General features: G+C 63.0%; 23 protein-coding genes and 1 pseudogene. 9 read left to right on the top strand and 15 right to left on the bottom strand.

Annotated elements, in window-relative coordinates:
• Positions 1-426 carry a YeeE/YedE family protein gene (locus BN1233_RS07905; protein ID WP_046863214.1) on the bottom strand — a complete coding sequence of 142 codons (426 nt, stop codon included), beginning with the start codon at positions 424-426 and terminating at the stop codon, positions 1-3.
• Between the two features lie 15 nt (positions 427-441).
• Complete coding sequence (locus BN1233_RS07900) at positions 442-777, bottom strand: ArsR/SmtB family transcription factor (protein WP_046862924.1); 336 nt, start codon at positions 775-777, stop codon at positions 442-444.
• A gap of 82 nt (positions 778-859) precedes the next feature.
• Between BN1233_RS07900 and BN1233_RS49540 the strand changes: the two are divergent.
• Positions 860-1,099 (top strand): annotated as a pseudogene (locus tag BN1233_RS49540) (hypothetical protein); the annotation flags it as partial.
• Between the two features lie 324 nt (positions 1,100-1,423).
• Here BN1233_RS49540 and BN1233_RS07890 read toward each other — a convergent pair.
• Genes BN1233_RS07890 through dsbD form a run of 4 tightly spaced genes read right to left on the bottom strand, consistent with a single transcriptional unit; the run spans position 1,424 to position 5,203 of the window.
• The gene (locus BN1233_RS07890) at positions 1,424-2,089 is read right to left on the bottom strand and encodes a L,D-transpeptidase (RefSeq protein WP_052763730.1); all 666 of its coding nucleotides are present in this window, start codon (positions 2,087-2,089) and stop codon (positions 1,424-1,426) included.
• A gap of 45 nt (positions 2,090-2,134) precedes the next feature.
• Positions 2,135-2,764, bottom strand: a complete 630-nt coding sequence (locus BN1233_RS07885) for a DsbA family protein (RefSeq protein WP_046862923.1) — start codon at positions 2,762-2,764, stop codon at positions 2,135-2,137.
• Between the two features lie 41 nt (positions 2,765-2,805).
• Positions 2,806-3,258, bottom strand: a complete 453-nt coding sequence (locus BN1233_RS07880; protein ID WP_046862922.1) for a thioredoxin family protein — start codon at positions 3,256-3,258, stop codon at positions 2,806-2,808.
• A 49-nt stretch (positions 3,259-3,307) separates the two neighbouring features.
• Positions 3,308-5,203 carry a protein-disulfide reductase DsbD gene (gene dsbD / locus BN1233_RS07875; protein WP_244470970.1) on the bottom strand — a complete coding sequence of 632 codons (1,896 nt, stop codon included), beginning with the start codon at positions 5,201-5,203 and terminating at the stop codon, positions 3,308-3,310.
• Between the two features lie 59 nt (positions 5,204-5,262).
• On the opposite strand from dsbD, the gene BN1233_RS07870 reads away from it, so the two are divergent.
• The 3 genes from BN1233_RS07870 to BN1233_RS07860 are packed head-to-tail and all read left to right on the top strand — an operon-like array spanning position 5,263 to position 8,191.
• On the top strand, positions 5,263-5,922 hold the full coding sequence (locus tag BN1233_RS07870) for a response regulator transcription factor (RefSeq protein ID WP_046862920.1): 660 nt from the start codon (positions 5,263-5,265) through the stop codon (positions 5,920-5,922).
• A 1-nt stretch (position 5,923) separates the two neighbouring features.
• Positions 5,924-7,327: an ATP-binding protein gene (locus BN1233_RS07865; protein ID WP_063776729.1), complete on the top strand. Its 1,404-nt coding sequence runs from the start codon at positions 5,924-5,926 to the stop codon at positions 7,325-7,327.
• A 54-nt stretch (positions 7,328-7,381) separates the two neighbouring features.
• Positions 7,382-8,191, top strand: coding sequence for a TlpA disulfide reductase family protein (locus BN1233_RS07860; RefSeq protein WP_046862919.1), 810 nt, complete (start codon positions 7,382-7,384; stop codon positions 8,189-8,191).
• 113 nt (positions 8,192-8,304) lie between these two features.
• Here BN1233_RS07860 and BN1233_RS07855 read toward each other — a convergent pair whose 3' ends face one another.
• Together BN1233_RS07855 and BN1233_RS07850 are read right to left on the bottom strand one after the other, a co-directional pair.
• Positions 8,305-8,937 (bottom strand): SCO family protein, encoded by a 633-nt coding sequence (locus BN1233_RS07855; protein ID WP_046862918.1) that lies wholly within the window; start codon positions 8,935-8,937, stop codon positions 8,305-8,307.
• Between the two features lie 471 nt (positions 8,938-9,408).
• On the bottom strand, positions 9,409-10,029 hold the full coding sequence (locus BN1233_RS07850) for a class I SAM-dependent methyltransferase (RefSeq protein ID WP_046862917.1): 621 nt from the start codon (positions 10,027-10,029) through the stop codon (positions 9,409-9,411).
• Positions 10,030-10,192: 163 nt separating this feature from the next.
• Here BN1233_RS07850 and BN1233_RS07845 point away from each other — a divergent pair, with 163 nt between their 5' ends.
• The 4 genes from BN1233_RS07845 (at position 10,193) to BN1233_RS07830 (ending at position 13,591) form a co-directional block, all read left to right on the top strand.
• Complete coding sequence (locus tag BN1233_RS07845; protein WP_046862916.1) at positions 10,193-10,651, top strand: hypothetical protein; 459 nt, start codon at positions 10,193-10,195, stop codon at positions 10,649-10,651.
• A 17-nt stretch (positions 10,652-10,668) separates the two neighbouring features.
• Complete coding sequence (locus tag BN1233_RS07840; RefSeq protein WP_046862915.1) at positions 10,669-11,196, top strand: DUF2243 domain-containing protein; 528 nt, start codon at positions 10,669-10,671, stop codon at positions 11,194-11,196.
• A 128-nt stretch (positions 11,197-11,324) separates the two neighbouring features.
• Positions 11,325-11,945, top strand: a complete 621-nt coding sequence (locus BN1233_RS07835; protein WP_046862914.1) for a class I SAM-dependent methyltransferase — start codon at positions 11,325-11,327, stop codon at positions 11,943-11,945.
• 1,415 nt (positions 11,946-13,360) lie between these two features.
• On the top strand, positions 13,361-13,591 hold the full coding sequence (locus tag BN1233_RS07830; RefSeq protein WP_046862913.1) for a hypothetical protein: 231 nt from the start codon (positions 13,361-13,363) through the stop codon (positions 13,589-13,591).
• A gap of 134 nt (positions 13,592-13,725) precedes the next feature.
• On the opposite strand, the gene BN1233_RS07825 is transcribed toward BN1233_RS07830, so the two are convergent.
• From BN1233_RS07825 to BN1233_RS07810, 4 genes are all read right to left on the bottom strand, one after another.
• Entirely contained in the window at positions 13,726-14,157 is a 432-nt protein-coding gene (locus tag BN1233_RS07825) for a hypothetical protein (protein ID WP_046862912.1), read from the bottom strand.
• 174 nt (positions 14,158-14,331) lie between these two features.
• Positions 14,332-17,103: a formate dehydrogenase subunit alpha gene (fdhF, locus tag BN1233_RS07820; protein WP_046863211.1), complete on the bottom strand. Its 2,772-nt coding sequence runs from the start codon at positions 17,101-17,103 to the stop codon at positions 14,332-14,334.
• A 93-nt stretch (positions 17,104-17,196) separates the two neighbouring features.
• The gene (locus BN1233_RS07815) at positions 17,197-18,990 is read right to left on the bottom strand and encodes an NADH-ubiquinone oxidoreductase-F iron-sulfur binding region domain-containing protein (RefSeq protein ID WP_046862911.1); all 1,794 of its coding nucleotides are present in this window, start codon (positions 18,988-18,990) and stop codon (positions 17,197-17,199) included.
• Positions 18,991-19,063: 73 nt separating this feature from the next.
• Entirely contained in the window at positions 19,064-21,214 is a 2,151-nt protein-coding gene (locus BN1233_RS07810; RefSeq protein WP_046863210.1) for an acetate--CoA ligase family protein, read from the bottom strand.
• Positions 21,215-21,625: 411 nt separating this feature from the next.
• On the opposite strand from BN1233_RS07810, the gene BN1233_RS07805 reads away from it, so the two are divergent.
• Positions 21,626-22,318, top strand: coding sequence for a GntR family transcriptional regulator (locus BN1233_RS07805; protein ID WP_046863209.1), 693 nt, complete (start codon positions 21,626-21,628; stop codon positions 22,316-22,318).
• A gap of 47 nt (positions 22,319-22,365) precedes the next feature.
• On the opposite strand, the gene frc is transcribed toward BN1233_RS07805, so the two are convergent.
• Genes frc through BN1233_RS07790 form a run of 3 tightly spaced genes read right to left on the bottom strand, consistent with a single transcriptional unit; the run spans position 22,366 to position 26,220 of the window.
• Positions 22,366-23,640 carry a formyl-CoA transferase gene (gene frc, locus BN1233_RS07800; RefSeq protein WP_046862910.1) on the bottom strand — a complete coding sequence of 425 codons (1,275 nt, stop codon included), beginning with the start codon at positions 23,638-23,640 and terminating at the stop codon, positions 22,366-22,368.
• 38 nt (positions 23,641-23,678) lie between these two features.
• Positions 23,679-25,451: an oxalyl-CoA decarboxylase gene (gene oxc / locus BN1233_RS07795; RefSeq protein ID WP_082145308.1), complete on the bottom strand. Its 1,773-nt coding sequence runs from the start codon at positions 25,449-25,451 to the stop codon at positions 23,679-23,681.
• A gap of 43 nt (positions 25,452-25,494) precedes the next feature.
• Positions 25,495-26,220 (bottom strand): GntR family transcriptional regulator, encoded by a 726-nt coding sequence (locus tag BN1233_RS07790; RefSeq protein WP_046862909.1) that lies wholly within the window; start codon positions 26,218-26,220, stop codon positions 25,495-25,497.
• Positions 26,221-26,563 lie beyond the last annotated feature (343 nt).

The following is a 26,563-nucleotide window of genomic DNA, read 5'->3' as shown; positions in this document are numbered from 1 at the left end:
TCAGATCCCCAGAACGTGACGCGTGACGAAGACGGTGAGAATGGCGGTGGCCATGAACGTGGCCGTCGCGACGAGGGAACGTGGCGAGCCACGCCCGATGCCGCAGACGCCGTGGCCGCTCGTGCAGCCCGCCCCGAGACGCGTGCCGAATCCGACGATCAGGCCGGCGATGACCAGGAGCCAGAGCGGTGTTTTTACGGCCACCAGCGGGAGCACGCCTCCGGAAGCGACATAGACCAGCGGTGCGACGAACAGGCCGGCCAGGAAGGCCGTGCGCCAGCCGATCTCGCTCCGGGCCGGGTTGATCAGACCGCCCAGGATGCCGCTGATCCCGGCGATGCGTCCGTTCAGCACCAGGAGCAGCGCGGCGGATGCGCCGATCATCGCCCCACCGATGAGGGCGGACACTGGTGAGAAGTTCTCCATGATGAACTCCAAAGGTCAGGGGCGCTTCCTGGGGCGACCCGGCTTGCAGTAGAGGCTGTAGAGCGTGGCGAAGAGCTGCTCGATGCGGGGATCGGCGATCCGGTACCAGATCGTCTGGCTTTCGCGCCGGAAGGCGACGATCCCCTCGTCCCGCATCCGGGCGAGATGCTGCGATAGGGCCGATTGCGACAGCCCGACGGCGTCAGCGAGCGTGGTCACGTTCGCTTCGCCCCACTCCACGAGCTTGCACAGGATCATCAGGCGCCGCTCGTTCGCGAGCGCGCGCAGGACGTCCGCGACCTCGGTGGCCTGCCTCTCGAAAGTCTCCAAATCCAGTTTGGGGGCAACCATCACCTCTGCCTCATATTAGGTGATGCTTATTTAGCATTATCTAATGTATGTGCAGGAGGTCCTTGCGCGGATCGTGCCGACCGTCGTCATGGCCTTCCTGTTCCAGCATGCGGTGCAGGGTTGGTGCCCACCCCTGCCGATCCTGCCGCGTCTCGGATTTCGCACCTCATGCGAGATCGAGACTGAGCAATACGAGCTCAAGACGCTGAGGGGCGACTTCGGTCCCACTGGGCCAAGGCCCGGTCCAGTTCGTTTGGGGAGCCGAGACCGAATGAGAGATAAAAGGCGGAGTTCGGGTTCGTCTGGCCCGCGCACGGTATAAAATCCTTTCGGCGTCTGACGGTCCCCCTCCTCGGTCTTTGGCCCCAACTGCCCGGACCCTCGGCAGAAGGTTTTCAGGCGGGCGTACTCGCCTGCCCTGTTGCTTCCAGTCCTCAGGCTCATTCTCTTCTTGAACATGCGGATGAGGATGGGATCGGTGACAGCCATGCCCTTGCTCTGCATGGCCGCCACAAGCTTCGCGGGGACGGGGTGCTGGTGCTTCGGATCACCAACGGTCACGCACCCCGCCAGCGCTCCGCCGATCGCCACCGCGTCGCAGCCATCCTAGTGACCCGGAAGAGTGGCGTCGGAGGGCTACCCGACCTCACAGGACCACCACCTTGCTGCCGTTCGGCACGCGCCGGTAGAGGTCAATCACATCCTGGTTCATCATCCGGATGCAGCCGGAGGAGACAGCCTGCCCGATCGTGTCCGGCTCGTTGGTGCCGTGGATTCGGTAGAGCGTGTCCTTGCCGTTCTTGAACAGGTACAGGGCACGAGCGCCGAGGGGATTGTCGGTACCGCCTTCCATTCCGCCGGCCCACCGCTCGTAGCGTTCCGGCTCGCGCTTGATCATGTCCCGGGTCGGCGTCCAACGAGGCCACTGGGCCTTGTGGTTCACGGATGCCGTTCCCTTGAACTCCAGACCCTCCTTGCCGACGCCGACCCCGTAGCGAAGCGCCTTGCCGCCTTCCTGCACGAGGTAGAGGAATCGTGCCTCGGGATCGACAACGATGGTCCCCGGCTCTTCCGAGGTCGGGAAATCCACCAGTTGGCGAACGTTGCGTGGCTCGAGGACCGCAGGATCAACTCCCGGGACCGGATGCTTGTCGTCGTGGATCGCGGCATAGCGGCGGGCTATCGCTGGATCGACCGCAGGCAGAGCCGCAGCCGGGCGCGGTGGAGGACTCGTGTTGCAGGCCGCCAATGCGGCGAACACGATGCACGCATGGAGCAGACCGGCCGTTCGTGTGGGCTTGGGCATCATCATCCTGTCGAGGCGGGTGCTGAGTCGCAGGCGAACGCCAGGAACCTGCTACTGCCTGGCACGCGCGTCGGCGACGACCTGCTTGAACTCTTCGTAGCCGAGCGCCGCTGCGACCTGGAACGGACCGATCAGGTAGACGGGCGTTCCCTGAAGACCGAGAGCATCGGCCTGCGCGAGATTGCGTTGGAGAAGCTCCAGGATTTCCGCACCGTGCTGCTTAAGGTCCTGGTTCAGGCGGTCGATGTCCACTCCCGATTCTCGAACCGCCTCGGTCATCTTCTCCTTGCTGATCTTGCGGCCCGGAATGCCCATCAGGGCATGATGCACTTGCTCGTATTTTCCCTGGTATTTGGCTGCGAGCGCCAGTTGAGCCCCGTGGAAGGATGCAGGCGTGAGAATGGGCCAGTCCTTGTAAACCAACCTGATGTTGCCGTCGGCCTTGACCAGCTTCTCGAGAGCAGGCGCCGACTGCTTGCAGAACGGGCAGTTGTAATCGAGGAACGCGACGATGGTCACGTCACCCCTGGGATTGCCCGCAACCGGTGCCCCGGGATCGTTCAGGATCATATCCGCCGTGACGGAATTTTCCTGAGCCCGCACCGGGTCGGATACTGGTGCGAAAGCAAGGGACGCTCCGACGATCAGGGCAGAGAAAGTGAATTTAGTAGAACGGCGCATCAGTTCACTCCGGTGAATGCAATTGGGCTTGTTTGGAGCCGTCACAGGCCGGCGATGTTCAGCGTGTCGAGGAAGAGATTGGCGTCCACCGCTCCGACGAGCCGCGTGCGAGGGAGTTCTCTCCCATTCTTCGGATCGATGGCGAACATCGTCGGCGGCCCGGCGACGCGAAATCGCTCCATGAGCGCGCGACTGCCGTCATAGAGTTCGGTCACGTCGGCGCGGACCAGTGCAATGCTCGCGAGGCGCATCTTGATGACCGGATGAGCAAACACCCGCCGTTCGATGCTCTTGCAGATCGGGCACCATTCGGCCGAGACGTAGACGAGTATCGGTTTCCGCCGCTCCCGGGCACGCCTGACGACACTCTCGAACTCTCTCGGTGTCGTGACGCGAACGAATGCCGGATCAGGAGCTTGCGCCTGAGCTGGATTGCGAAGGATCGCCAGCCCCGGCAGGAGACTCGCGAACGCGAGAAACGTTCGACGCTGCATCGATTGACTCCGTCAGGATTAGGATGAAATGTCAGCGAGCGCGGCGGCGTCACGCGCCGGAGAGCGAGAGCCTCTCCAGGAAGCCCTGAACGCCGATCGTGCCGATCGTGCGAACCGCCGTGATTTCCTGACCGCTTCCGCGGTCCAGGAAGAGGATCGTCGGCGGCCCCACGACGTCGAAGCGCTGCATCAGCGAACGGCTTGCTTCATTGTACTCCGTCACATCCGCGTGAACGAACGTGACGTTCCGGAGCCGTGCCTGCACGGTCGGGTCGGAGAACACGGTGCGGTCGATCTCCTTGCAGATCACGCACCATTCGGCCGTGAAATTGACGAGAATGGGTCTGCCTTCGCGTTGCGCCGTGCGAACGACCGAGTCCAGCTCTTCGGGCGCCGTGATGCGGTTGACGGCAAGCTCAGTGGATTCGGCAGACCCGGACCCTCGAGCCAGAAAAGCAAGGGGCTGGACCGGATCCGTTGCACCGCCTGCGGATCCGATGATCAAGGTCCCACCATAAAGGACAGCTGCAATACCCGCTGCCTTCGTGAGCCTGTGGGCGGCACCGTCGGACCGAGAAAGCGCGTCGAACGCCCCGAGGAAGACGCCGGAGCCGATGGCGAGGAACGCCCACAGGGCAAGCGTCACCTGGGGAGGCGCGACGCGCGACATCATCCAGATCGCGACACCCAGGAAAACGACGCCGAAAACCTGCTTCACACGGACCAGCCACGGTCCCGATTTCGGAAGAGCATTCGCGCCGAGCATTCCGAACGCGATAAGCGGCAGCCCCATACCGATGCCCAACGCGAACAGGGCCGCCGCGCCGCGCCCGACATCGCCCGTCTGGGCCAGGTAGAGAAGTGCGGCTGCGAGCGGTGGCGTCACGCAGGGCCCGACGATCAGGGCAGAGCCGAAGCCGAGAAGCGCAACGCCTGGAAGTGCCCCTCCCCTCCCGGAGGTGCCGCGCGCGAGCCGCGTCGTCCAGGAGGCCGGGAGTTGAAGATCGAAGTGCCCGAACATGGAAAGGGCCAGCACGACGAAGATTGCGCTCATGACACCGAGCGCCCACGGCGTCTGCAAGGCAGCCTGCAGGTTCTGGCCGGACCATGCAGCCGCGACACCGAGAAGGCCATAGGCTGCGGCCATCGCGAGAACATAGATTCCGGACAGCACGAAGCTGCGCCCCATCGATAGCCGGTCGCCAGCCCCGGCGAGCACTCCCGACAGGATCGGGATCATCGGAAAGACGCACGGCGTGAATGCGAGCAGCAGGCCGAATCCGACGAACGCGGCCAGGACGGATGCGAGACTTCCGCTCATCCATCCGTTCGTCCCCTCCTCCAGGGCGACCGCAGTGGCTTTGGGTTGTGCAATCTGCTCACCGCCAGCAGCCAGGGACTTCACCGGCGCAGCCTCCCAGGTTGCACTGAGGCTGCCGGAGTCCCCGCTCCGAGGCTCCTCATCCGCGACCGCGAGCGTCGTCAGATCGACCGACTTCGTCACAGGGGGATAGCAGATCCCCAGCTCGGCGCAGCCCTGATAGGTGATGTGTATCGCATCCGTCACACCGGCCGCGGCCAAAGCATCGGCCGACGCCGTCCCCTGTGCCGATCCGTAATAGACTTCGGTTTCGCCGAAGGTGGGATCGTCCTTCAGTTTGCCGGGGCTTGTTTCGACCTCGATCGGCTTGCGATCGTCGGACGACGACGTGACCAGGATTTTGTCACGATAGAGATAGGTTTCCGGAGCAATCGACCAGTCGAGCAGGACGCGTCCATCAGGGTCCCGCGTCACGCGGAGATCGAAAACCTCATCGGGCATGGGGATGCGGGTTTGAGCCGCGGCTCCAACAGCCCAGAAAGCGAACGCTACAAGCAGGAAACAATATCTCGCAACGGCCTGAGACAACGGAGACCTCGCAATGAAACCAATCTCGTTGCACACGCCCGGCCAACCTTAAGGCAGCCTTAAGCCTGGCGCGGGACAGCCCGGCGGAGGACCCCATGCGAATTCTCTTGGTTGAAGACGATTCCGTGCTGCTCGATGGCCTGAGGGTCGGCCTCGGCCTTCACGGCTTCACGGTCGACGGGGTGGCATCTTGCGAAGACGCCCGGGCAGCGCTCCATGCCTCCAGCTTCGACGCTATCATCCTTGATCTGATGTTGCCGGACGGTTCCGGCCTCGACGTCCTGCGCGAGCTGCGCAACCGGCAGGACCCGACGCCCGTCCTCCTCCTGACCGCCAAGGACACCGTGGCCGATCGAATCGGAGGACTCGACTCCGGCGCGGACGATTATCTCGGCAAGCCCTTCGACCTGGATGAAGTCGCGGCGCGCCTGCGAGCCATCTCCCGGCGGGCTGCCGGCCGGGCCTCCCCGACCCTGACCTGGAATGGGATCAGGCTCGATCCAGGCCAGCGCACCGCGGAAATGGATGGCGAGCCGGTCGCCCTGTCGCGCCGCGAGTTCTCCGTTCTCGAGGCTCTGATGAGGCATCCAGGAGCGGTGCTCTCCAAGGATCAACTCGCCGAACGCCTCTATGGCTGGCAGGAGGACGTGGAGAGCAACGCCGTGGAAGTGCACGTGCACAACCTGCGGGCGAAGATCGGGCGTAATGCCATCGAGACCGTGCGCGGCCTCGGCTACCGCCTTCGGAGCACCTGACGTGACCTCGATTCGTACGCGGCTTTTCGTCATCCTGATTGCAGCCACGAGCCTCATCTGGCTCTGCGATGTGGCTTGGATCTACATCGATTCCAAGCGCCAGCTGCAGCGCGTCCTCGACACTCGCTTGATGGAAGCAGCGCGCATGGTCGGCTCGCTCGTGACGAGCGGAGACATCGCACTTTCCGCCAGGGCCGAACTTCCACCGGTTCGCGTCCCCCTTCCGGAAACCGCTCACCTCTACGAGCGCCAGCTCTCCTGTCAGATCTGGTCGTTCGATGGGCGGCTGATCGGCCGCTCCAGCGGCGCGCCCGAGGCTGAGCTGTCAAACGAGGTGCAGGGCTTCACGGAACAGGAGGTCAATGGCGAGATTTGGCGCGTCTATGCCGTCGCCGATCGTGACAGAGGCATACGGGTCCTCGTCGGCGACCGGCTCGATCTGCGGGACCGCCTCGTGGCCGATCTCGTCCAGGGCCTACTCCTCCCGGCAGCCCTGATCATCCCGCTGCTCGCGTTCCTGATCTGGGCCAGCGTCGGACGAGGTCTGCTGCCGCTGCGTCGGATGACGCGCAGCCTGGAGGGGCGCGGGCCGGAGGACTTGAGCGAAATCGAGCTCGGCAACGCCTCTTCCGAGATCCGTCCCGTCGTCGATGCCTTGAACGGCCTGTTCAGAAAAGTCGCGGCTGCCCGCGAGCACGAACGCAACTTCACGGCCTTTGCGGCCCACGAGCTTCGCACGCCCCTCGCCGGTCTGCGCACGCAGGTGCAGGTTGCCCTGGCGGCCCAGGATCCGGAGACGCGGCAAGGCGCCCTGCAACAAACCCTCCTCGCCGTCGACCGGACGACCCGCCTCGTTGGCCAGCTCCTTGCCATGTCGGAGCTCGATGCGAGGAACGATGCGCGCCAGGAGGAGGAGCTCCAGATCGGGGAAGCCATCGAAGACATCGTGGCGGGGCTCGGGACGCTGAATTCGGAGATCACGGTCGACATTGATCCGGCGCTTTATCGCACGACGATCCGGATGAACCGCGAACTCTTCCATCTCGCCGTTCGCAATCTTCATGAGAATGCCGTTCAGCACTCTCCGAAAGGTGGCGTGGTCAGGTGGTTTCTCGATTCCAAAGCCGGCTCGCCCGCCATTGTGGTGGAGGACGAGGGGCCTGGGATTCCGGACGAGGAACTCGGTCGGATCACCGATCGCTTCTTTCGCGGGCGGCATCGCAGCGCCATCGGCAGTGGACTTGGCCTTGCGATCGTCGAGGCAGCGCTCAAGCAGGCCAACGCCACTTTCTTTCTTCGCAACCGCAGTGATCGATCGGGTGTGTGCGCAGGGTTCGTCCCGTGCGCCAAGCAACTCGAGATGGTCGAAGAGGCGAAACCGCGTGCGACGGCCGCCCGGGATTGATCCGGGTCGGCGACCTTTAAGGCTGCCTTAAGGTGGGTTCCCGCAGTTGCATTCATGCAAGCTGTCTCGATTGGCCCTCTCCTGCTCGCCGGCGATCGTCTCGCCGCAGTGATCGGATTCGTCGTTTTCATGATCGTGTCTTCGATCATGTCCTCCCGTCTGGATTCACGCATCGGAGCCTGGTCCGGCTGGGCGATGATCACGGGGCTGGTTGCGGCCCGCTTTGGGCATGTCGTCGAGAACGCGGCGAATTTCGCGGCGGAGCCATGGCGCATCTTCGCCGTATGGCAGGGAGGCTTCTCCTGGCCCTGGGCAGCTATCGCCGTGGCAGCATCCTCCGCCATTCTCCTGCGCACGCGCCGCGCCATTCTCGGTTCGGTGGTCGCGCTGGTAGCAGCAGTCTTTTCCTGGAATCTTGTCTGGCAACTCGCGAGCGCCACGCCCGCGACGCCGATGCCGAGCCTCGCCATGGAGAGAATGGATGCTCCTCCCGTCGCGCTCGCTTCCACCAACGGCAGCCCGGTTGTGGTAAATCTGTGGGCGAGTTGGTGCCCTACGTGCCGGCGCGAAATGCCCATGATGGCGGAACTCGCGGCGACGGCGGAGGACGTGACGTTTCTGTTCGTGAACCAGGGCGAAGGCCGCTCGGTAATCGAAACCTATCTCACGAGCCAGAATCTCGCCTTGCCCAACGTGCTCCTCGACCCGCACCGGCAGGTTGCCCGTCACTACAGCATGCCCGGTCTGCCCGCGACGCTTTTCATCGGCGCGGACGGACGTCTCCAGTCCGTGCACATCGGAGAAATATCCCGTGAGGCCCTCACGGCGGCAATCGAGCGGCTGGCGGGCCATGGCGCGGAGTGAGAGGGGGACAGCGACCTCACGTGCTGCCCGTGAACCCGTCTCGCACATGATGCCGCTTCGGACGGCATGAGGCAGAGTTCACCGGCTTCGCATCCCCGTCAGATGTGCCATGCTCAATCCGCCAAGGCACGCTTGAGTTTCGTGAGCGCCATCGTGGCGTCCTCATGGGAGTCGATCAAAGTCACAAAGGCGCCCTGTGCGTCGGTCACGACGACGGATGCCGTGTGGTCCATGGTGTATTCGCCGTTTTCCGTCGGGACCTTGCGATACGAGACCCGGAACTCCTTCGCCATGGCCGCAACTTCCTCCGGCGTGCCGGTGAGTCCCACGATCCGGGGATCGAAGCTCTCGAGATAGGTCCGCAAGAGCTCTGGCGTGTCCCGCTCCGGATCCACGGTGACGAAGACGACGTTGAGACGGTCGGCATCCGGCCCGAGCTGCTCGAGATGCCGGGTCATCTCGAAGAGCGTCGTCGGGCACACGTCCGGGCAGTGCGTGAAGCCGAAGAAATACGCCGTTGCCTTGCCCTTGAATGTGTCCTGCGTGACGCGCTCGCCACGGTGGTTCACGAGCGAGAACGGGCCGCCGATCGTAGGAACACCCGACGACACAACCGGCACGGGAGTGTTTCGGCCAGCGCCGAATTTCTCGACCTGAAGCCAGCCCAGGATCACCCCCGTTACGCCGAAGAGCGCGACGGCAACGAGCGTCCAGGCCGTCCAGCGGATGATCTTCAGAAAAGACATGCAATACCCTCAGCGGTTCACGAGCCGGACAGAATCGAGCTTGCGCGGGAGTTCCTGCCGGCGCGTTCGCAGCGTGTCACGGCGCGCCAAGCTTCGATGCGGTCACACAGATGGCTCCTCGGCGCGCCGCTTTCCATGGTCGGTTCACGGCAGGCGCTCGTCACGAGTGTCGCACCAGGCGTGGCATCCAGGTTCTGCAGGCATGGCATCCCGCCCGGCACGAATACGCCGGGAATTGCAGCCAATGGCGCGGCCGATTGTCTCTCTACGGCAGAAATCATGTCGCAGCGGTGTCACGAGATCTCGAAGGGTTGATTACGAACCCTGACAGAGCCGTATCCACTTTGCCGCAATATGGGGGCCGAGCCGCATGCCGAGGAGTGCGAGCCACGCCCTCAGCGTGTCTGCCACGCGCCGGCGCGATCTCGCTACTCGCAAGGACGCTCGAGAGCATCGACGGCGCGCGGACCGTCACGATGGCTTGCGTGCAACCAGATCCACGAGAGCGGACATCCCGTGATGTCCCGTCCCCTCCTGGATGATGCTGTCGTGCTCGGCCAGGCTGACGATCTCGAAATCCGAGAAGGCCTCGCGTAGCATTGCTGCAGTGTACATGTTCTCGGCGTGAGGGGGACCGCCGGTCCCATACTGGATCTGTTCCGGACGGTAGCCTTGTAGCAGGAGCAATCCTCCAGGCACGAGTGTGCGGCGGATCCCGCGAAAGATAGCCTCGCGCAGGTTGGGATTTGCGAACTGGATGAAGATGGCCGCGACCACGTCGAAACTGCTCTCCTGCCAGTCCCATGTGGCGAGATCGGCCTGAATGGAGGTCAGGTCGACGTCCTTGTGCTCCGCGAGCCGGCGCGCCTTGTCGAGAGCGATCGGCGAGACATCGACGGCAGTGACGCGCAATCCCTGCTCGGCGAGCCAGACGCCGTTACGTCCCTCCCCGTCCGCGATTGCCAGCGCTGTCTGCCCGGGAACGAGGAGGTGCCGTTGGGCGGCCAGGAAGGCATTGGGGCTGGTGCCGAACAGGTAGTCGTCACCTGCATAGCGTTCGTTCCACCGATCCTTTTCGGATTGCTCGCTCATGGGGCCTCCTGTCGTGTCGGCTCGTCGGGCACGATGCGCCGACGCGTGCATGGATCTCACAATATCGGATTAGGCCCATGGGAAAGCCAAGGGGCCGATCAGTGTGGGTGCGGAACCCGAGGCTGAAAGCATTGTTTCTCCGGGAGTTGCAGGAGGTTCAGCTATGGTTGCGAGCACGGTCAACCGCGTATCCCAGCAGACGAGCCAAGAGGTGAACCGCCGCATCGAGGCCCACCTCGCAGACAGCGTCAGATGGCATGCGAGCCACCCGGAGCGCATCGACCATCGCCTCCGCGAGTTGGACCAGGAATGGGATATCGAGCGGACCCTGGAGGCGAACGCCTCGACGCTGGCCTTCACGGGCATGGCGCTGGCCGCCGCGATCGACAAGCGCTGGCTCATTCTGCCCGCCCTGGTCACGGCCTTTCTGTTCCAGCATGCTGTGCAGGGCTGGTGTCCTCCTCTGCCGGTTTTGCGGCGCCTGGGCTTTCGCACAGCGCGCGAAATCGAAACCGAGCGCTACGCCCTGAAGGCATTGCGAGGGGATTTCGGCCAGATCGGGCCTGGCCTGGGCAATCGAGACACCCGTGCAAGCCATGCTCTTCAGGCGGCCAGGCTTTGACTGGTGAGCATCATGCGATGAGCGAGCATCACAAAGTCAGCTTTCCAGTCTCGGCCGGAATCCTACTTGGGCTTGGCCTTGGTGGATTCTTCGACGGGATCGTCCTGCATCAGGTGCTGCAATGGCACCACATGGTCACCAGCGCGGGATACCTGCCCGACACCGTCGAGAACCTCAAGATCAATACGTTCTGGGACGGCATCTTCCACGCGAGCACTTATGTTTTCACGGGGCTTGGTCTTTACATCCTGTGGCGCCACTCCCGGACACATCACATTCGCTGGTCCGGAAAGCTCCTGTCGGGCACGATCCTGATGGGCTTCGGCCTCTTCAACCTCGTTGAGGGGATCATCGACCATCATCTGCTCGGGCTTCATCACGTGAACGAAACCGTCCCCCGTGAGCAATGGATCTATTGGGACGTCGCTTTCCTGATCTGGGGCGCCCTCATGCTGATCGGTGGCTGGCTTCTCTTGCGATCAGGGCAGAGAGAGACCGTCGCGAGAGCGGGCTTAGTGCATACCCGACATGGGCCGACAATGTAGACGGTCTCAGATCACGCTCGTCCTTACGGCCTCTTGCCATAGCCAAGGCCTCGCTTCCGGAGGCATGGCGCCAGTCTCGAGGTTGTCGTAAGAGACTGGCAGGCTCGCAACATCGCCGGAAGGCGGCCGTGCTTTCCACCCTCGATCGCTACCAGCGCATCGCGCCCTTCTATGATCTTCTCGACCTTCCGTTCGAGTACGGCCGCTATCGGCAGATCCGCCCGCTGCTCTTCGACGGCATGTCGGGACGCATTCTCGACGCCGGCGTCGGCACGGGGCGGAACATTCCATTCTATCCGCAAGGCGCAGAGGTCGTGGGCATCGATCAGAGTCCGGCGATGCTGGCGCGTGCGGCACGGCATGCCCGGGAGCTCGGCCGCACAATCGAGTTGCACGCGATGGATGTGACTCGCCTTTCCCTGCCGGATAAGTCTTTCGACGCAGCCGTTGCGTCCTTCCTGTTCTGTGTTCTGCCCAATGACCTGCAGGTGCCGGCGCTGCACGAGATTGCGCGTGTGCTGAAACCCGGCGGAACTCTTCGACTGCTCGAATACGTGCGTCCGAAAGGTGCGATCAGAGCCGCAATTGCTCGCCTGTGGGAGCCCTGGATGAAGTGGGCCTATGGAGCAGGATTCGATCGCAAGACGGAGGAGCACGTGATCGAAGCCGGCCTCGAGATCACCGAAACCCGCTTCGTGGTAGATGACCTGATCAAGCTCATTTCAGTGCGGACTGATCCAATCCGCTGACCGGCTTTTGTCTTTCGTGGTTGACCGATTTGCTGCTCTGGACGGAACTGTGCAGGGTTGTGCCTGTTCTTTCATTAACCAATGCGGAGTTTGAGAATGCGTTTGTCAGTTCTGATAATGACCAGTGCGCTCGGTTTTTCTGTTGCACCAGCTCTCTCCACCCCGGTGGATCAAGCAGGTTGGACAGGAGCGCGAAGCGAATTGCAAATCACCCGCATTCACCACAAGCCCGGCCATCAGGGTGGTCCGCCGTGGCTGCGTCGTGGACATGACCGGCGCGACTGGCGAGATAGCCGGGGAGAGCGGTTCTATAGTGGATACCGCGAGCGTCGCCCTGCATGTCGGACAGCATATCGGACGTACTACGATTCCTACTACGGCGAATACGTACGCCGCCCGGTTCGGGTGTGCGACTGACGTTTCATTACACCGGATACGGTGCCCCACCCGTCATTGCGAGCCGCAGGCGAGCCATCCGTCGACGGGTAGATTGCTTCACTGCGTTCGCAATGACGAAGAGGGTGTAGGGACGCGTAGAGAACTGCCGAAAGCGGAGTGACGCCTGAACCACACCCGTCATTGCGAGCCGGAGGCGAAGCAATCTACCCGTCGACTGTTACACTCCTGGAGTGCCTCACTGCGTTCGCAGTGACGGAGAGGACACTGGAGAGAGAAGAGAACTTCCGGAAACGTGATGAATTCCCTGAAGCCCGGCCAGCACGCAGATCAAGAGTAACGTGAATCGCGCGGTCTGATCGGCGGTTTGATGGTGACCGTCTGTCCCGTTCTGGGATCGAAAATAATCATGAAAAATACTCTTCAGGCTGAGCAGCCTTGCCGCAACGGTATTGGTCAAGCGAATAAGCGCAATACCCTATGGTGCCGCTGACCGATTTCATGGTCAACCGACTCTTTCGTCGATAAATGCAATCCGATCGAAGCGCGCGACAATCGGCTGGGATGCCCGCTTGCGGCCCAACCGACGGTCTCCCTGGCCCGTTTGCCCGAGGCCCTGTAGGAGCAGCCGGTCCCGATTGGGCCTGCATCGATCGGGTTGCAAGTCCGAACGGGTCGCACAGGAGCCCCCACTGGCGCAGACCGGAGCGACATAGACTGGTGGCGCAGCCGCCAAAGCCTCGGTGGCGAGCACCGTAGTGTCCCATCTCACGAAGGCCGCCGATTATGCAATCACGCCCTGTTCATAATGCGACTGCGCCCATTTCGCGGCTCGTGGGAGAATTGCAGAGCACGCGCGTCGGAGGGTGGTGGCGGGCCCCGCCATGCTCTGTCGGAATGGCGTATTGTGTATTTGGTATGCCACAGCGCTTGAATTTGGTCAGCCCTGCTGCCATATGGTGCATTGCACCACACATGATGCGTCGCAGCATAGAATTCCACAGACAGAGGGCTGAACGATGATCTCCGCTTATTTCTTTGAATATGCCATGCTCGCGCTTGCGGTGGCGGGTCTCGCTGGCGTCGTCTACGAGATCGCGCTGAAGGATCGCAGCCTGTTCGGAGAGATCGTCAGCGATGTCCAGCGCATGGCTGAACCCACCCGTCTTCCCGCTCCTCGTCAGTTCACCGCGCAGACGCTCTCGCTCGGCGAGTCGGCGAACAGCAACGAGCTCAAGAAGGCTGCGTAAGCCCGCTATCGGGACCCCGCTCCCAACGATAGGGCGCCTTTACGGCGCCCTTTCTTTTTGTCTGGAGTCCGAGGAGCACGTCCGGCTTTAATCTGAGATCCAAGGACAAGCCGGAATTCGGAGTCGATCTCTCATCAGCCCCCGTGAAAGCCTCGAAGTCGCTCTTCACCGCGTCCGATCGGCGGCTGGAAATCCGCAGTGCGCGCCGTTTCCAGAATGCTGTCAATGAAGGACCTGTAGCCGTCGGCCGAGTTCCGCGCTGACGCGAGCGCGTCACCCTTCTCGATCGGTCCGCCATAGTTCTCGTCGTCCTTCATGAGCGCGGAGTACCGATACTGATGGTCTGGGGCGAGAAAAATGGCCACGCCGTTCGTCCGGACCTCGCCGACGTGCCGCTTGGCGCGAGAGAGCGTGAAGGTTCCGTTCTCGTCCGGCGGCGACTCGACACGGATGCCTTGGATGACGTCCGCCTTGCCGGCCGAATTGTGAGCCGCATCCTCTTCGAAAGCAGCGAGCGGATAGAGCGCCTCGACGGTCGCTCGATCATGGATGTTGGCAGTGGGCATTTTGCAGGGGCTCGTGCTGGATTAATCTCTGAATCGAATTCGAAACTCGACGGATTTGTTCCACTCCCCCTGAGGCGCATGGCCGTCACGTAAAGGATCCTGGCCGTGTCGCATAACGGGTCTGGAGCGGGCGGAACCGGATTGCTCCATCCGCGCCAGACATGCGTGCCCGCTTTACTCTGCTGCGACAGCGTCCCGAATCGGATCAATCCGCGCGGCGCAGTATTTGAATTCCGGGATCTTGCCGAATGGGTCGAGCTGAGGGTTCGTCAGAATGTTCGCGGCTGCTTCCGCATAGGCGAACGGGATGAAGACGAGACCCGGCGGAATCATACCATCGATTCTGGCTTTCAGCTGAATGCTGCCGCGCCGAGTGCTCACCTGCATGCGATCGCCTGACCGCATCCCGAGTCGCTCCATGTCGCGGGCGGACACATAGGCCACGGCCTCCGGCTCGAGATCGTCGAGCACACGTGAGCGCCGTGTCATGGACCCGGTATGCCAGTGCTCCAGCTGGCGACCGGTCGTCAACACCATCGGGTATTCCTGATCGGGCTCCTCGGCCGGCGAAACGAGCCTGGCAGGGACGAACTTCCCGCGCCCGCTCGCCGTCGGGAAACCGTCTCCGAACACGATGTCGTGCCCGGGCTGATCCGGAGCATCGCACGGGTAGGTGACCGAGTGCTCGCGCTGCAGCCGCTCCCAGGTGATATTCTTCAGCGAAGGCATGGCCTCCGCCATCTCGGCGAAGACTTCGCGCGGATGCGTATAGGTCCAGTCCAATCCGAGCCGCTGCCCCATCTCGACGATGATCTCGAGATCCTGTCGGGCTTGGCCGGGCAGAGGCAGCGCCTTGCGTCCCATCTGAACTTGACGGTTCGTGTTCGTAACGGTCCCGTCCTTCTCCGGCCAAGCAGAAGCCGGCAGGACCACGTCCGCATACTTGGCCGTCTCCGTCAGGAAGAGATCCTGGACCACGAGATGCTCCAGGGACGCGAGCGCTCCGCGGGCATGGTTTAGATCGGGGTCCGACATCGCGGGGTTCTCACCCATGATGTACATGCCCCGGATCGAGCCCGCGTGGATCGCGTCCATGATCTCGACGACGGTGAGACCGCGATTCGGGTCGAGACTCGTACCCCAGAACTCCTCGTAGAAGGCGCGTGTCTCCGGATCCTCCACGGACTTGTAGTCCGGGAAGAACATCGGGATGAGGCCAGCGTCCGAAGCCCCCTGCACGTTATTCTGGCCGCGCAGAGGATGCAGTCCCGTGCCCGGCCGGCCGATCTGGCCTGTCGACAGAGCGAGGGCGATCAGGCAGCGCGTGTTGTCGGTGCCATGAATGTGCTGCGAGACGCCCATGCCCCAGAAGATGATCGCTGCTTCGGCGCGGGCATAAAGGCGAGCGACCTCGCGGAGCGTCGCTGCCGGGATTCCGCAGACTGCTTCCATCTCCTCCGGCGAGAAGTCCTTCACGTTCTCGACGAGCTTCTCGAAATCCTCCGTGTTCGCCTGCACGTACTGCCGATCGTAGAGCTGCTCCTCGACAATCGTGTGCAGCATGGCGTTCAGCATGGCGACGTCACGGCCCGGCTTGAATTGCAGCATGTGCGTCGCATGCCGCTTGAGCGTTATGCCGCGGGGGTCCATGACGACGAGCTTGGCGCCGCGTTCGACCGCATTCTTGAAGAAGGTCGCGGCGACCGGGTGGTTCTCGGTCGGGTTCGCGCCAATCACGACGATGACGTCCGCATCCTCGGCCGCCATGAATGGGGCCGAAACGGCGCCGGAACCCACCCCTTCGAGCAGTCCGGCAACGGACGAGGCGTGGCAAAGGCGTGTGCAGTGGTCGACGTTATTGGTCCCGAATCCGGTACGCACCAGCTTCTGGAAGAGATAGGCCTCTTCGTTCGAACCTTTGGCCGAGCCGAAGCCCGCCAGCGCCCCACCGCCGCGCTCGTCACGAATCCGCTTGAGACCGCCGGCTGCCCGCTCGAGAGCCTCCTCCCAGGTCGCCTCCCGGAAATGGGTCAGCGGATTGAGTGGGTCGGTCGCGACGTCGCTCTTGGGAACGCCCTCCTTACGGATCAGCGGAACCGTGAGGCGATCGGAGTGGTGGACGTAGTCGAAGCCGAAGCGACCCTTGACGCAGAGGCGATTCTGGTTCGCCGGCCCGTCCCTTCCCTGAACCGCGACGATCCGGTCGTTCTTGATCTGGTACGTGAGCTGGCAACCGACGCCGCAATAGGGACAGACGCTCTCGACCTCGCGGTCCGGTGCGTTCGTGTAGCGGCCCGCCTCGTCGACGAGCGTGGCCGGCATCAGGGCGCCTGTCGGACAGGCCTGAACGCACTCGCCGCAGGCCACGCAGGTCGAATCGCCCATCGGGTCATCGAAATCGAAGATGATCTTTTCGAGATGGCCGCGCGATGCCATCCCGATCACGTCGTTGACCTGCACTTCCCGGCATGCGCGGACGCAAAGCGTGCAATGAATGCAGGCGTCGAGTTGGACGGCCATCGCGGGATGGCTGAAATCGACCGTCTTGCTCGGGCGCGCGACGGCAGGGAACCGGCTCTCGGTCACTTCGATGCGGTCCGCCCAGTTCCAGAACCGCGAATCCGGGTCATGCGCATCGGTGCGCTCCGGCTGGTCCGCGACGAGCAGTTCGAACACGAGCTTCTGGGATGCCTGGGCGCGCTCGGACGCCGTGTTGACCTTCATCCCCGGGGCGGGCTTCCGGACACAGGATGCCGCGAGGACCCGCTCGCCCTCAATCTCGACCACGCAGGCGCGACAGTTGCCGTCCGGCCGATAGCCCGGCTTGTGAGAATAGCAAAGGTGCGGGATCTCGGTGTCGTAGCGCTGAGCGACCTGCCAGATGGTCTCGCCCGGGTGAGCCTCGACCTCCTTGCCGTTCAGGGAAAACTTGATGCCTTCCGACATGACCTGCTCCTTCCGGAGTGCCATCCTGCCCGATCGCGAACGGCCTCCGTTTCATGATTTCATCCGGGAGCCCGCAGCAGCTCCCGGCACGTGTCAGTAGCGCGCCGGCTTTCCGGATTCCGGAGCAGCTCCACGCGCAGAACCGGAGCCCGCTGCCGCGCTCGCGGTAAAATCATCCCGGAAATGCTTCAGAACCTGCTTGACGGGATTCATGGCTGCCTGCCCGAGACCGCAGATCGACGCGTCGGTCATGACGCGGGTCAGCTCGTTGAGCAGCGCTTCATCCCATTGCGGACGCTCCATGAGCACGACCGCCTTCTCGGTTCCGACGCGGCAGGGTGTGCACTGGCCGCAACTCTCGTCCTCGAAGAACTTCATGAGGTTGATAGCGACATCGCGCATGCTGTCCTGGTCCGACAGCACCATGACCGCCGCAGAACCGATGAAGCAGCCATGCGACTCCAGGGTTCCGAAATCGAGCGGAATATCATCCATCGAAGCGGGAAGAATGCCGCCCGAGGCGCCGCCCGGAAGATAGGCCTTGAAGGTGTGCCCGTCCTGCATTCCGCCGCAGAACTCGTCGATCAGTTCGCGGATCGTGATCCCGGCTGGAGCCAGCTTGACGCCCGGCTCCTTCACGCGCCCCGAGACCGAGAAGGTACGCAATCCCTTGCGGCCGTTCCGGCCATGGCTCGCGAACCAGTCCCCTCCCTTCTCGACGATGTCGCGCACCCAGAACAGGGTTTCGACGTTGTTGATCAGCGTCGGGCGCCCGAAGAGGCCGACTTGGCTCGGGAATGGCGGCTTGTGACGAGGCAGTCCCCGCTTGCCCTCGATCGACTCGAGCATCGCGGATTCCTCGCCGCAGATATAAGCGCCGGCACCGCGGCGAAGGTGGATCTCCGTGTGGCGGGACAGCCCGGCGGCCTGAACCTTGGGAATTTCGCGGAGCAGCAACTCCCGGATCTGCGGATATTCGTCGCGGAGGTAGATGTAGACCGCCTCTGCCTCGACGGCCAAAGCGCCGATCAGCATGCCCTCCAGAAAGCGGTGTGGATCGGTTTCGAGATAGTGACGATCCTTGAAGGTGCCCGGCTCGCCCTCGTCCGCATTGACAGCCATGAGGCGCGGGCCCGGCTCGGCACGAACGAAACGCCACTTGCGTCCAGTTGGGAAGCCCGCTCCGCCAAGGCCGCGGAGATTGGAATCCTCGAGTGCCTTGACGACGTCCTCGATCGACCGGCGCCCCTCGAGGCAATCGAGCAGGAGCTCATACCCGCCACCGGCCCGATACTGATCGAAATCGATGTGATCCGGGATGTGCGGATGCGTGTTCCCGGCCGAAATGGCCTGGGCCACGCTTTCGACGGTTGCATGCTCGTGAAGCGCATGACCGATAGCGACGGCAGGGGCTTGGTGGCAGGCGCCCATGCAGGGCGCACGGACGACCCGGACTCCCGGAGAAAGGTTGTCCTGCAGCGATGCCAGCAGGGTTTCCGCGCCCGCGAGCGCGCAGCTCAGGCTGTCGCAGACCCGCACTGTAATCGGCGGCGGGGCCTGCTCGTCATCCATGACAATGTCGAAGTGGGCATAGAACGAGGCGACTTCATACACCTCGACCAGGGCGAGGCGCATCTCCATCGCGAGCGCTGCAAGATGCCGCGCATGCAGGCCACCATAATGATCCTGCAGCAGATGAAGGTGCTCGATCAGCAGGTCGGCCCTGCGTGGGCGATCGTCCAGGAGCGCCCTCACCTCCTCGAGCGATTGCTGGTCAACCTGGCGGCCTTTCGGCGCGTCACGCGTCTTTCGCCGCCCGGAGCCCGGATGAATGGCGCGGGCCGGCCGTTCGTTCGGAGGAAGGGGTCGCGGGTTGTGAATGTTCATGACAAACCTGCCGGGCCGGAGCGCATTCGCCGCCCCGGATAGCCGGGGCGGCGTTGTTGTTCAAGCAAGCTTCTCAGAGAAGGCCTGCGCCGCGCGCCCACTTGTACTTGGCGCCGAGCACTTCGACCGGAAGCTCGGTCGAGTAGGCGTACGCGGGCACACCATTCTGGTAGAGATACTCGGCGGCCTCTTCCACCTGCACGTCGCCCGCCAGCGAGGCGACGATGGGCTTCTCGATGCCTTTCGCCTTCATCTCTTCCTTCACCTCGACGACGAGCTTCGCAAAGGTCATCGGCGGGGTGATGATCGTGTGCCAGTAGCCCAGGATGATCGAGTGAATCCGATCGTCTTCGAGGCCGAGCTTGATCGTGTTCTTGTATGTCGTCGGCGGCTCGCCGCCCGTGATGTCGACCGGATTGCCGGCGGCACCGAACGGCGGGATGAACTTCCGGAAGGCGGCGTCGAGGTCGTCGGGCATCGTCATCAGGTTGAGGCCGTTATCGACCACCGCGTCGGACAGAAGCACGCCCGAACCACCGGCGCCGGTGATGATCAGGACGTTCTCGCCCTTCGGCGTCGGCAGGACCGGCACGCCGCGCGCGAACTCGAGGAGCTGCCGCAGCGAGCGGGCGCGGATGACGCCAGCCTGCTTGAACACGTCCTCGTAGATCTTGTCGTTTCCGGCGAGGGCACCCGTATGCGAGCTCGCGGCCTTCGCACCCGCGGAGGTGCGGCCCGCCTTGAGCACGATTACGGGCTTCTTCTTCGAGACACGCTTCGCTGCCTCAGCGAAGGCACGGCCGTCCTTCAGATCCTCGCAGTGCTGCGCGATGACTTGCGTGGAATCGTCCTGCTCGAAGAAGTCGAGGAGATCATCCTCGTCGATATCGGACTTGTTGCCGAGCCCGACGATCGCCGACACGCCCATCTTCGTGGAGCGCGAGAAGCCGATGATCGCCATGCCGATGCCGCCCGACTGGGACGACAGCGCCGCCTTGCCCTGCACATCGAACGGCGTGCAGAAGGTCGCGCAAAGGTTCTTCTCCATGTAGTAGAAGCCGTAGATGTTCGGCCCCATCAGGCGAATGTTGTACTTCCGGCCGATCTCCTGGAGCTCTTCCTGGCCCTCGACGTTGCCGGTTTCGGCAAAGCCCGACGGAATCAGGACCGCGCCCGGAATGCCCTTCTCGCCACATTCGGTGAGTGCGCCGGCCACGAACTTGGCCGGGATCGCGAAGACCGCAACGTCGATCTCACCGGGCACGTCCTTGACCGACTTGTAGGCCTTGATGCCCATGATCTCGTCGGCCTTGGGGTGGATCGGATAGATCTTGCCCTTGTAGCCGCCGTTGATGAGATTCTTCATCACGGAGTTGCCGATCTTGCCGTCCTCCGACGAGGCGCCGATCACGGCGACGGCGTCGGGGCGCATGATCCGGTTCATGCCCTTGACGACCTCTTCCCGGCTGCGCCCAGCCGGCTTCTGCTTCACTTCGAAGTCGACGACGATCCGCACGTCCGCGGCGGTCGCATCGGCTTTCGTCGCGAAGACGGGGTTGAGATCGAGTTCCGTGATCTCGGGGAAATCGGTGACGAGCTGCGAGACCTTGACGATGATGTCGGCCAGTGCCTCCCGGTTCACCGGGTCGCCGCCGCGAACGCCGTGGAGCATCTCGGCAGCTTGGATGCCGTCGAGCATGGACAGCGCGTCCTCACGTGTCGCCGGCGCGAGGCGGAAGGTGATGTCCTTGAGGACCTCGACGAGGACGCCGCCGAGACCGAATGCCACGAGCTTTCCGAACGAGCCATCGGTGATCGATCCGATGATCACCTCGGTCCCGCCCTTCAGCATCTGCTGAACCTGCACGCCTTCGATCTTGGCGTCGGCCTTGTACTTCTTGGCGTTCGAGAGGATCGTCTCATAGCCCTTGGAGACCTCATCGGCACTCTTCAGCCCAACAAGAACGCCCCCCGCTTCCGTCTTGTGCAGGATGTCGGGAGAGACGATCTTCAGCACGACCGGGAAGCCCATTCCCTCTGCGAGGCTCACCGCCTCCTGTGCCGAGCTGGCGACCCCCTCCTTCGGGACCGGGATCCCGTATGCGTCACAAACGATCTTGCCTTCCGGGGCCGTGAGGGCGGTGCGGCCATCGGCCTTGACCCGATCCAGTACTTTGCGAACTACAGAGTGGGCGTCACCCGACGTACTGTCCTGAGACTGCATTTTCAAAGCGCCTTGAGCCATCTGAATTCCTCCTGCGTCCACTTCTCTCTGGGTGTGGTCGACGGCACGCGCTTCGATCCACACCAGGTACTTGCTTCAAACTCGGCTGCAGGATCGTCCGGATTCCGGATCGCCCTCTGTCGGGCGGCAACGATGGACCGGACGCCGGCCCGTAGCCGTGTGGTGGTTGGTATTTGGCATGCCAAGTACCGTGCATGTCAAGTGGGAATTGGTTCGAGTCCGCCGATCACGTGAGGTCGATCGCAAAAGTGCCTCGGCGCCCTGCGCATTCCGGGACGCATTCCGCTTGCGCCAGAGGCATTCCTGGCCATCAATAGCTTCGATCGACAGGAGGGCGATCATTGGGTCGTCCTCGAAGCATCCGTCGAACGTGGAGAATCGGTGGAATTCATGGCGTCACGTCCAAAGTTGAACATCACGCCGCTCGAGGCGAATGCGAGCCTCCGAACGCTGGCGTACGACGCACTCAAGAAAGCGATCACCGAGATGGACATCTATGGCCAGCTCGAGGACATCCGGCTCGACGAACGCCAGCTCTCCCAGGAACTCGGCGTGAGTCGGACGCCCATTCGGGAAGCCTTGACCCTGCTGGAGCAGGAGGGCTTCGTCCGCGCAGTTCCCCGCCGCGGCATTTTCCTGGTGCGCAAGTCCAAGAAGGAGATCATCGAGATGATCATCGTCTGGGCTGCCCTCGAAAGCATGGCGGCCCGGCTCGCAGCCACTCACGCGACGGACTCGCAGATCAAATCACTTAGGAAGCTGTTCCAGGAATTCGTGAACGAGCCGCCCTCGGAACACATGAACGAGTACTCTGAGGCCAACATCAAATTTCACCAGACCATCATCAGGCTCGGTGGGTCCAAGCTCATCGAGGACATGATCGAGAACCTGTTCATCCACATCCGGGCCATACGAACGGTTTCACTCCGTCAGGACAACCGTGCTGCGCGGTCCATTGCCGAGCACATGCAGATCATCGATGCCCTGGAGGCGCACGATGCCGACCTAGCGGAACGCCTCGTCCGCGACCACACGCTCGGCCTCGCCAATCACGTGGCGAAGCACGGGGTATTTGCGGAATAGGAATGGAGCAGGAAAACCTGCTCCATCCCATCTTCTAAACGACGGTGTTACTCGGCCGCCATGCGAGGCGCCGCGCCGGTTGCACCCGAAGCTTCGATCTCAGAGATCTGCTCCTCAGTATATTTCAGGACTTCCCGGAGGATCTCGTCGGTGTGCTCACCGAGCAGCGGCGAGCGAACGACCTCGCTCGGGCTGTCGGACAGCTTGATCGGGTTGCCGACCGAGAGGTACTTCCCGCGTGTGGGATGATCGACCTCTACGACCGTTCCGGTCGCCCGCAATGACTTGTCCTCGGCGATCTCCTTCATCGACAAAATCGGGCCGCAGGGGATGTCGTATTTGTTGAGGATGTCCATGGCCTCGAACTTATCCTTGGTCATGGTCCACTGCTCGATCCGCCCGAAGATCTCGTTCAAGCGCGGGAGCCGAGCCGGCGGCGTCGCATAGTCCGGATGGGTCTTCCATTCCGGCTCGCCGATCACGTCACAGATCGCTTCCCAGACTGGCGCCTGGGTGATGAAGTAGATGTAGGCGTTGGGATCGGTCTCCCAGCCCTTGCACTTCAAGATCCGTCCCGGCTGACCACCACCCGAGTCGTTGCCGGCACGCGGAACTGCATCGCCGAACGGAATGCCTTCGCCGAACTGGCTGTATTCCTTCAGCGGCCCGTGGGCTAGACGCTGCTGATCGCGCAGCTTCACCCGGCAGAGATTCAGGACGCCGTCCTGCATGGCGCAGTTGACCCTCTGCCCGCGACCGGTCTTCGTGCGATGGAAGAGCGCGGTGACGATGCCAAGCGCGAGGTGCAGACCAGTGCCGGAGTCGCCGATCTGGGCACCCGTCACGAGCGGCGGGCCATCCCGGAAACCCGTCGTCGAAGCGGAACCGCCGGCGCACTGCGCGACGTTCTCGTAGACCTTGCAATCCTCGTAATCACCGGGGCCGAACCCCTTGATCGAGGCGACGATCATCTTCGGGTTGAGTTCCTGGATGCGCGCCCAGGTGAGCCCCATGCGGTCGAGGACACCCGGTGCGAAGTTCTCGACGAGCACGTCGCAGGTGCGGATGAGTCCCTCGAGAACCTCCTTCCCTTTCGGGTTCTTGGTGTCGAGCGTGATCGATCGCTTGTTGTGGTTCAGCATCGTGAAATAGAGGCTGTCCACGTTGGGGATATCGCGCAGCTGGCCGCGCGTGATGTCACCCGTTCCGGGGCGCTCCACCTTAATGACATCAGCGCCGAACCAGGCCAGCAGCTGCGTGCAGGTCGGCCCGGACTGAACGTGGGTGAAATCGAGGATACGGACGCCTTCGAGAGCTTTCATCGTGTCTCTCCCTGATGAGAAATGGCTGGTTGGGCGGCTTACTTCTTGGTCAGCGCGCTTTGCGGGTTGAGGCTGCCGATGTTGCCGCTCTCGCTGCCGGCTGCCGGGTCGATCACGGCGTTTACGAGGGTCGGCTTACCGGAGTCCATCGCCTCGCTGACGGCGCGGTACAGCTCGTCCGGCGTCGTGACATGGACGCCGACGCCGCCGAACGCCTCCATCATCTTGTCGTAACGAGCATCCTTGACGAAGACCATGGGCGCGACGTCGGGACCGCCTGTCGGGTTGACGTCGGTGCCCTTGTAGATGCCGTTATTGTTGAAGATGACGATGCAGACCGGCAGGTTGTACCGGCAGATGGTTTCAACCTCCATGCCGGAGAAGCCGAAGGCGCTGTCCCCTTCGATGGCGAGCACGGGCTTGCCGGTCTCCACGGCCGCCGCGACCGCGAAGCCCATACCAATGCCCATGACACCCCAGGTGCCGACGTCGAGGCGCTTGCGCGGCTGATACATGTCGATGACGCCGCGAGCGAGATCGAGCGTGTTGGCGCCCTCGTTGACGAGGATGGCATCCGGGCGCTCTTTGATGACGGTGCGCAGCAAACCGAGCGCGCTGTGGAAGTCCATCGGCATCGAGTTCTTCTTCAGCCTCGACGCCATCTTGGCGATATTGGCTTCCTTCTTCTCGGAAATGGTGGCAATCCACTCGGCCGGCGGTGGGGCCCAATTGTTGCCCATAGCCGCGAGAAGCGCGGATACGCAGGAGCCGATGTCACCGACGACGGGAGCCGCGATCTCGACGTTGCTGTCCATCTCCCGCGGCTCGATGTCGATCTGGATGAACTTCTGCGTTCCAGGCTCGCCCCAGGTCTTGCCCTTCCCGTGCGACAGAAGCCAGTTGAGGCGGGCGCCGATCAGGAGCACGACATCGGATTGCTTCAGCACCGTCGAGCGTGCCGCACCTGCGGACTGCGGATGCGTGTCGGGCAGGAGGCCCTTGGCCATGCTCATCTGGAGGAACGGAATGCCGCTCTTCTCGACCAGGGCGCGGATCTCGTCATCGACCTGCGCGTACGCCGCGCCTTTGCCGAGGATGATCAGGGGACGCTTGGCGCTCTTCAGCACGTCGAGAGCACGCTGGATGGCCGACGGAGCGGGAATCTGGGCAGGCGCCGGATCGATGACCTTGACGAGCGACTTCTGCCCAGCCGCTGCATCCATGACCTGTCCGAGCAGCTTCGCCGGCAGGTCGAGATAGACGCCGCCCGGACGGCCCGAAACGGCCGCGCGGATCGCGCGCGCCACGCCGATGCCGATGTCCTCGGCATGCAATATGCGGAAAGCCGCCTTGCAGAGGGGCTTGGCAATGGCCAGCTGGTCCATCTCTTCGTAGTCGCCCTGCTGCAGGTCGACGATCTCGCGCTCCGACGAGCCGCTGATCAGGATCATCGGCCAGCAATTGGTGGTGGCATTGGCCAGCGCCGTCAGGCCATTGAGGAAGCCCGGAGCCGACACCGTCATGCAGACGCCGGGCTTCTTCGTCAGAAAGCCGGCGATCGCAGCGGCATTTCCGGCGTTCTGCTCGTGCCGGAACGAAATAACCCGCATGCCTTCGGCCTGCGCCATGCGGAGCAGATCCGAGATCGGAATGCCGGGCACATCATAGATCGTATTGATGCCGTTGAGCTTGAGCGCATCAATGACGAGGTGAAAGCCATCCGTCAGCGCATGCTGCTGCATGTCGTCCGCCTTAGAGATCTCCACGCCGCCAGCGGAAGCATCTCGCTCCTTCACTGCCATCGAATTCATGGTCCTGCTGCCTCCCATCAGAGTTTCGTTGAAGATTGACGTCTCAGTCGAGAACCAGATGGCGCTCGACATGCTCTCCCAGCCGAAGCGTGTGCTCGCGCGCGAGCCGCTCGGCCAATTCCACATCGCGCGCTTCGAGCGCCTCGATGATGCCCATGTGCTCCTCGATCGAGCGCCGGGCCCTGTCGTGCTCGAAGATCGTCCGGTGACGGATCGCCCGCACGTGCAGGAACAGATTGTCGGTCAGGTCCACGAGCAGTTGCGAGCCGCTCAAGCGGATCAGGCCCTGATGGAAGGCGACGTTTGCTGCCGAATATTCCTCGACACGATCAGCCGCCGCATGAGCATCGGTGAAGCTGTCGAACAACGCCCGCAGCTCCGCGATCTCTTCATTGGAGGCATCACGCGCAATGAGCCGGGCCGCCATGCTTTCGAGCGCGGCCCAGGCGTGAATCATCTCGATGATTTCGCGCTTTGTCTTGCGGACGACATGGATGCCGCGGCGCGGCATGGTCTTCACAAATCCTTCGCGCTCGAGCATCGCGATGGCTTCGCGGATTGGGGTCCGGCTGACGCCTAGGCGCTCCGACAGCTCGCGCTCATCCAGCCTGATTGGGTCCGGCGAGTTGTAGAGATCCATCTGGCTGATGGCCCTCTTCAGGGCCGCATAAGCCTTGTCCTTATAGCTGGTCTCGACCGGAAGTCGCGTGATCACGAGGCCGGAACCTCCGGCGTCGCTCGACAGCGTGTCTGTCTCGATCTCGGTCACGCGTCTATCCAATGCGTTCTGACATCTGGTCTAATGAAGTTGGCATACCAAATACCAAGTGTCAACGCTGTATTATCGAGATCCGCCCAAGAAAGAAGCACTGTTCCGGCGAAGCTTTTGCGGCCACATGGATCGGCAGGCCAGCGCCTGAGCGATCCCGTTCTTGCGGAAACGAGCCCGCGCGTCAGATGAGGAAGTCGCCAGGGGATCTCGAATAGGCTTCGGGCCCGTGAGCGGATGCCGCGGGCCCGAAGCGTCGGGCAGCCAAGGGCGGAGCGAGATCGCATGCGGTCTGCTCCATTCCGGCGCGAGGTTTGTGCCCTGTCAGGCGGCCGCCCGCTTG

Source organism: Microvirga massiliensis, assembly GCF_001006805.1.
In the GTDB taxonomy this organism is placed as follows: Bacteria; Pseudomonadota; Alphaproteobacteria; order Rhizobiales; family Beijerinckiaceae; genus Microvirga; species Microvirga massiliensis.
The sequence above is the reverse complement of the archived record's forward strand: the minus strand, read 5'-3'. Positions and strand labels throughout refer to the sequence as shown.

Bases quoted from the DNA above. Each gene is read 5' to 3' on its own strand.
- BN1233_RS07905 (WP_046863214.1), bottom strand. From the start codon at position 426: ATGGAGAACTTCTCACCAGTGTCCGCCCTCATCGGTGGGGCGATGATC.
- BN1233_RS07900 (WP_046862924.1), bottom strand. From the start codon at position 777: ATGGTTGCCCCCAAACTGGATTTGGAGACTTTCGAGAGGCAGGCCACC.
- BN1233_RS07890 (WP_052763730.1), bottom strand. From the start codon at position 2,089: ATGATGATGCCCAAGCCCACACGAACGGCCGGTCTGCTCCATGCGTGC.
- BN1233_RS07885 (WP_046862923.1), bottom strand. From the start codon at position 2,764: ATGCGCCGTTCTACTAAATTCACTTTCTCTGCCCTGATCGTCGGAGCG.
- BN1233_RS07880 (WP_046862922.1), bottom strand. From the start codon at position 3,258: ATGCAGCGTCGAACGTTTCTCGCGTTCGCGAGTCTCCTGCCGGGGCTG.
- BN1233_RS07870 (WP_046862920.1), top strand. From the start codon at position 5,263: ATGCGAATTCTCTTGGTTGAAGACGATTCCGTGCTGCTCGATGGCCTG.
- BN1233_RS07860 (WP_046862919.1), top strand. From the start codon at position 7,382: ATGCAAGCTGTCTCGATTGGCCCTCTCCTGCTCGCCGGCGATCGTCTC.
- BN1233_RS07855 (WP_046862918.1), bottom strand. From the start codon at position 8,937: ATGTCTTTTCTGAAGATCATCCGCTGGACGGCCTGGACGCTCGTTGCC.
- BN1233_RS07850 (WP_046862917.1), bottom strand. From the start codon at position 10,029: ATGAGCGAGCAATCCGAAAAGGATCGGTGGAACGAACGCTATGCAGGT.
- BN1233_RS07845 (WP_046862916.1), top strand. From the start codon at position 10,193: ATGGTTGCGAGCACGGTCAACCGCGTATCCCAGCAGACGAGCCAAGAG.
- BN1233_RS07840 (WP_046862915.1), top strand. From the start codon at position 10,669: ATGAGCGAGCATCACAAAGTCAGCTTTCCAGTCTCGGCCGGAATCCTA.
- BN1233_RS07830 (WP_046862913.1), top strand. From the start codon at position 13,361: ATGATCTCCGCTTATTTCTTTGAATATGCCATGCTCGCGCTTGCGGTG.
- BN1233_RS07825 (WP_046862912.1), bottom strand. From the start codon at position 14,157: ATGCCCACTGCCAACATCCATGATCGAGCGACCGTCGAGGCGCTCTAT.
- fdhF (WP_046863211.1), bottom strand. From the start codon at position 17,103: ATGTCGGAAGGCATCAAGTTTTCCCTGAACGGCAAGGAGGTCGAGGCT.
- BN1233_RS07815 (WP_046862911.1), bottom strand. From the start codon at position 18,990: ATGAACATTCACAACCCGCGACCCCTTCCTCCGAACGAACGGCCGGCC.
- BN1233_RS07810 (WP_046863210.1), bottom strand. From the start codon at position 21,214: ATGCAGTCTCAGGACAGTACGTCGGGTGACGCCCACTCTGTAGTTCGC.
- BN1233_RS07805 (WP_046863209.1), top strand. From the start codon at position 21,626: ATGGCGTCACGTCCAAAGTTGAACATCACGCCGCTCGAGGCGAATGCG.
- frc (WP_046862910.1), bottom strand. From the start codon at position 23,640: ATGAAAGCTCTCGAAGGCGTCCGTATCCTCGATTTCACCCACGTTCAG.
- oxc (WP_082145308.1), bottom strand. From the start codon at position 25,451: ATGAATTCGATGGCAGTGAAGGAGCGAGATGCTTCCGCTGGCGGCGTG.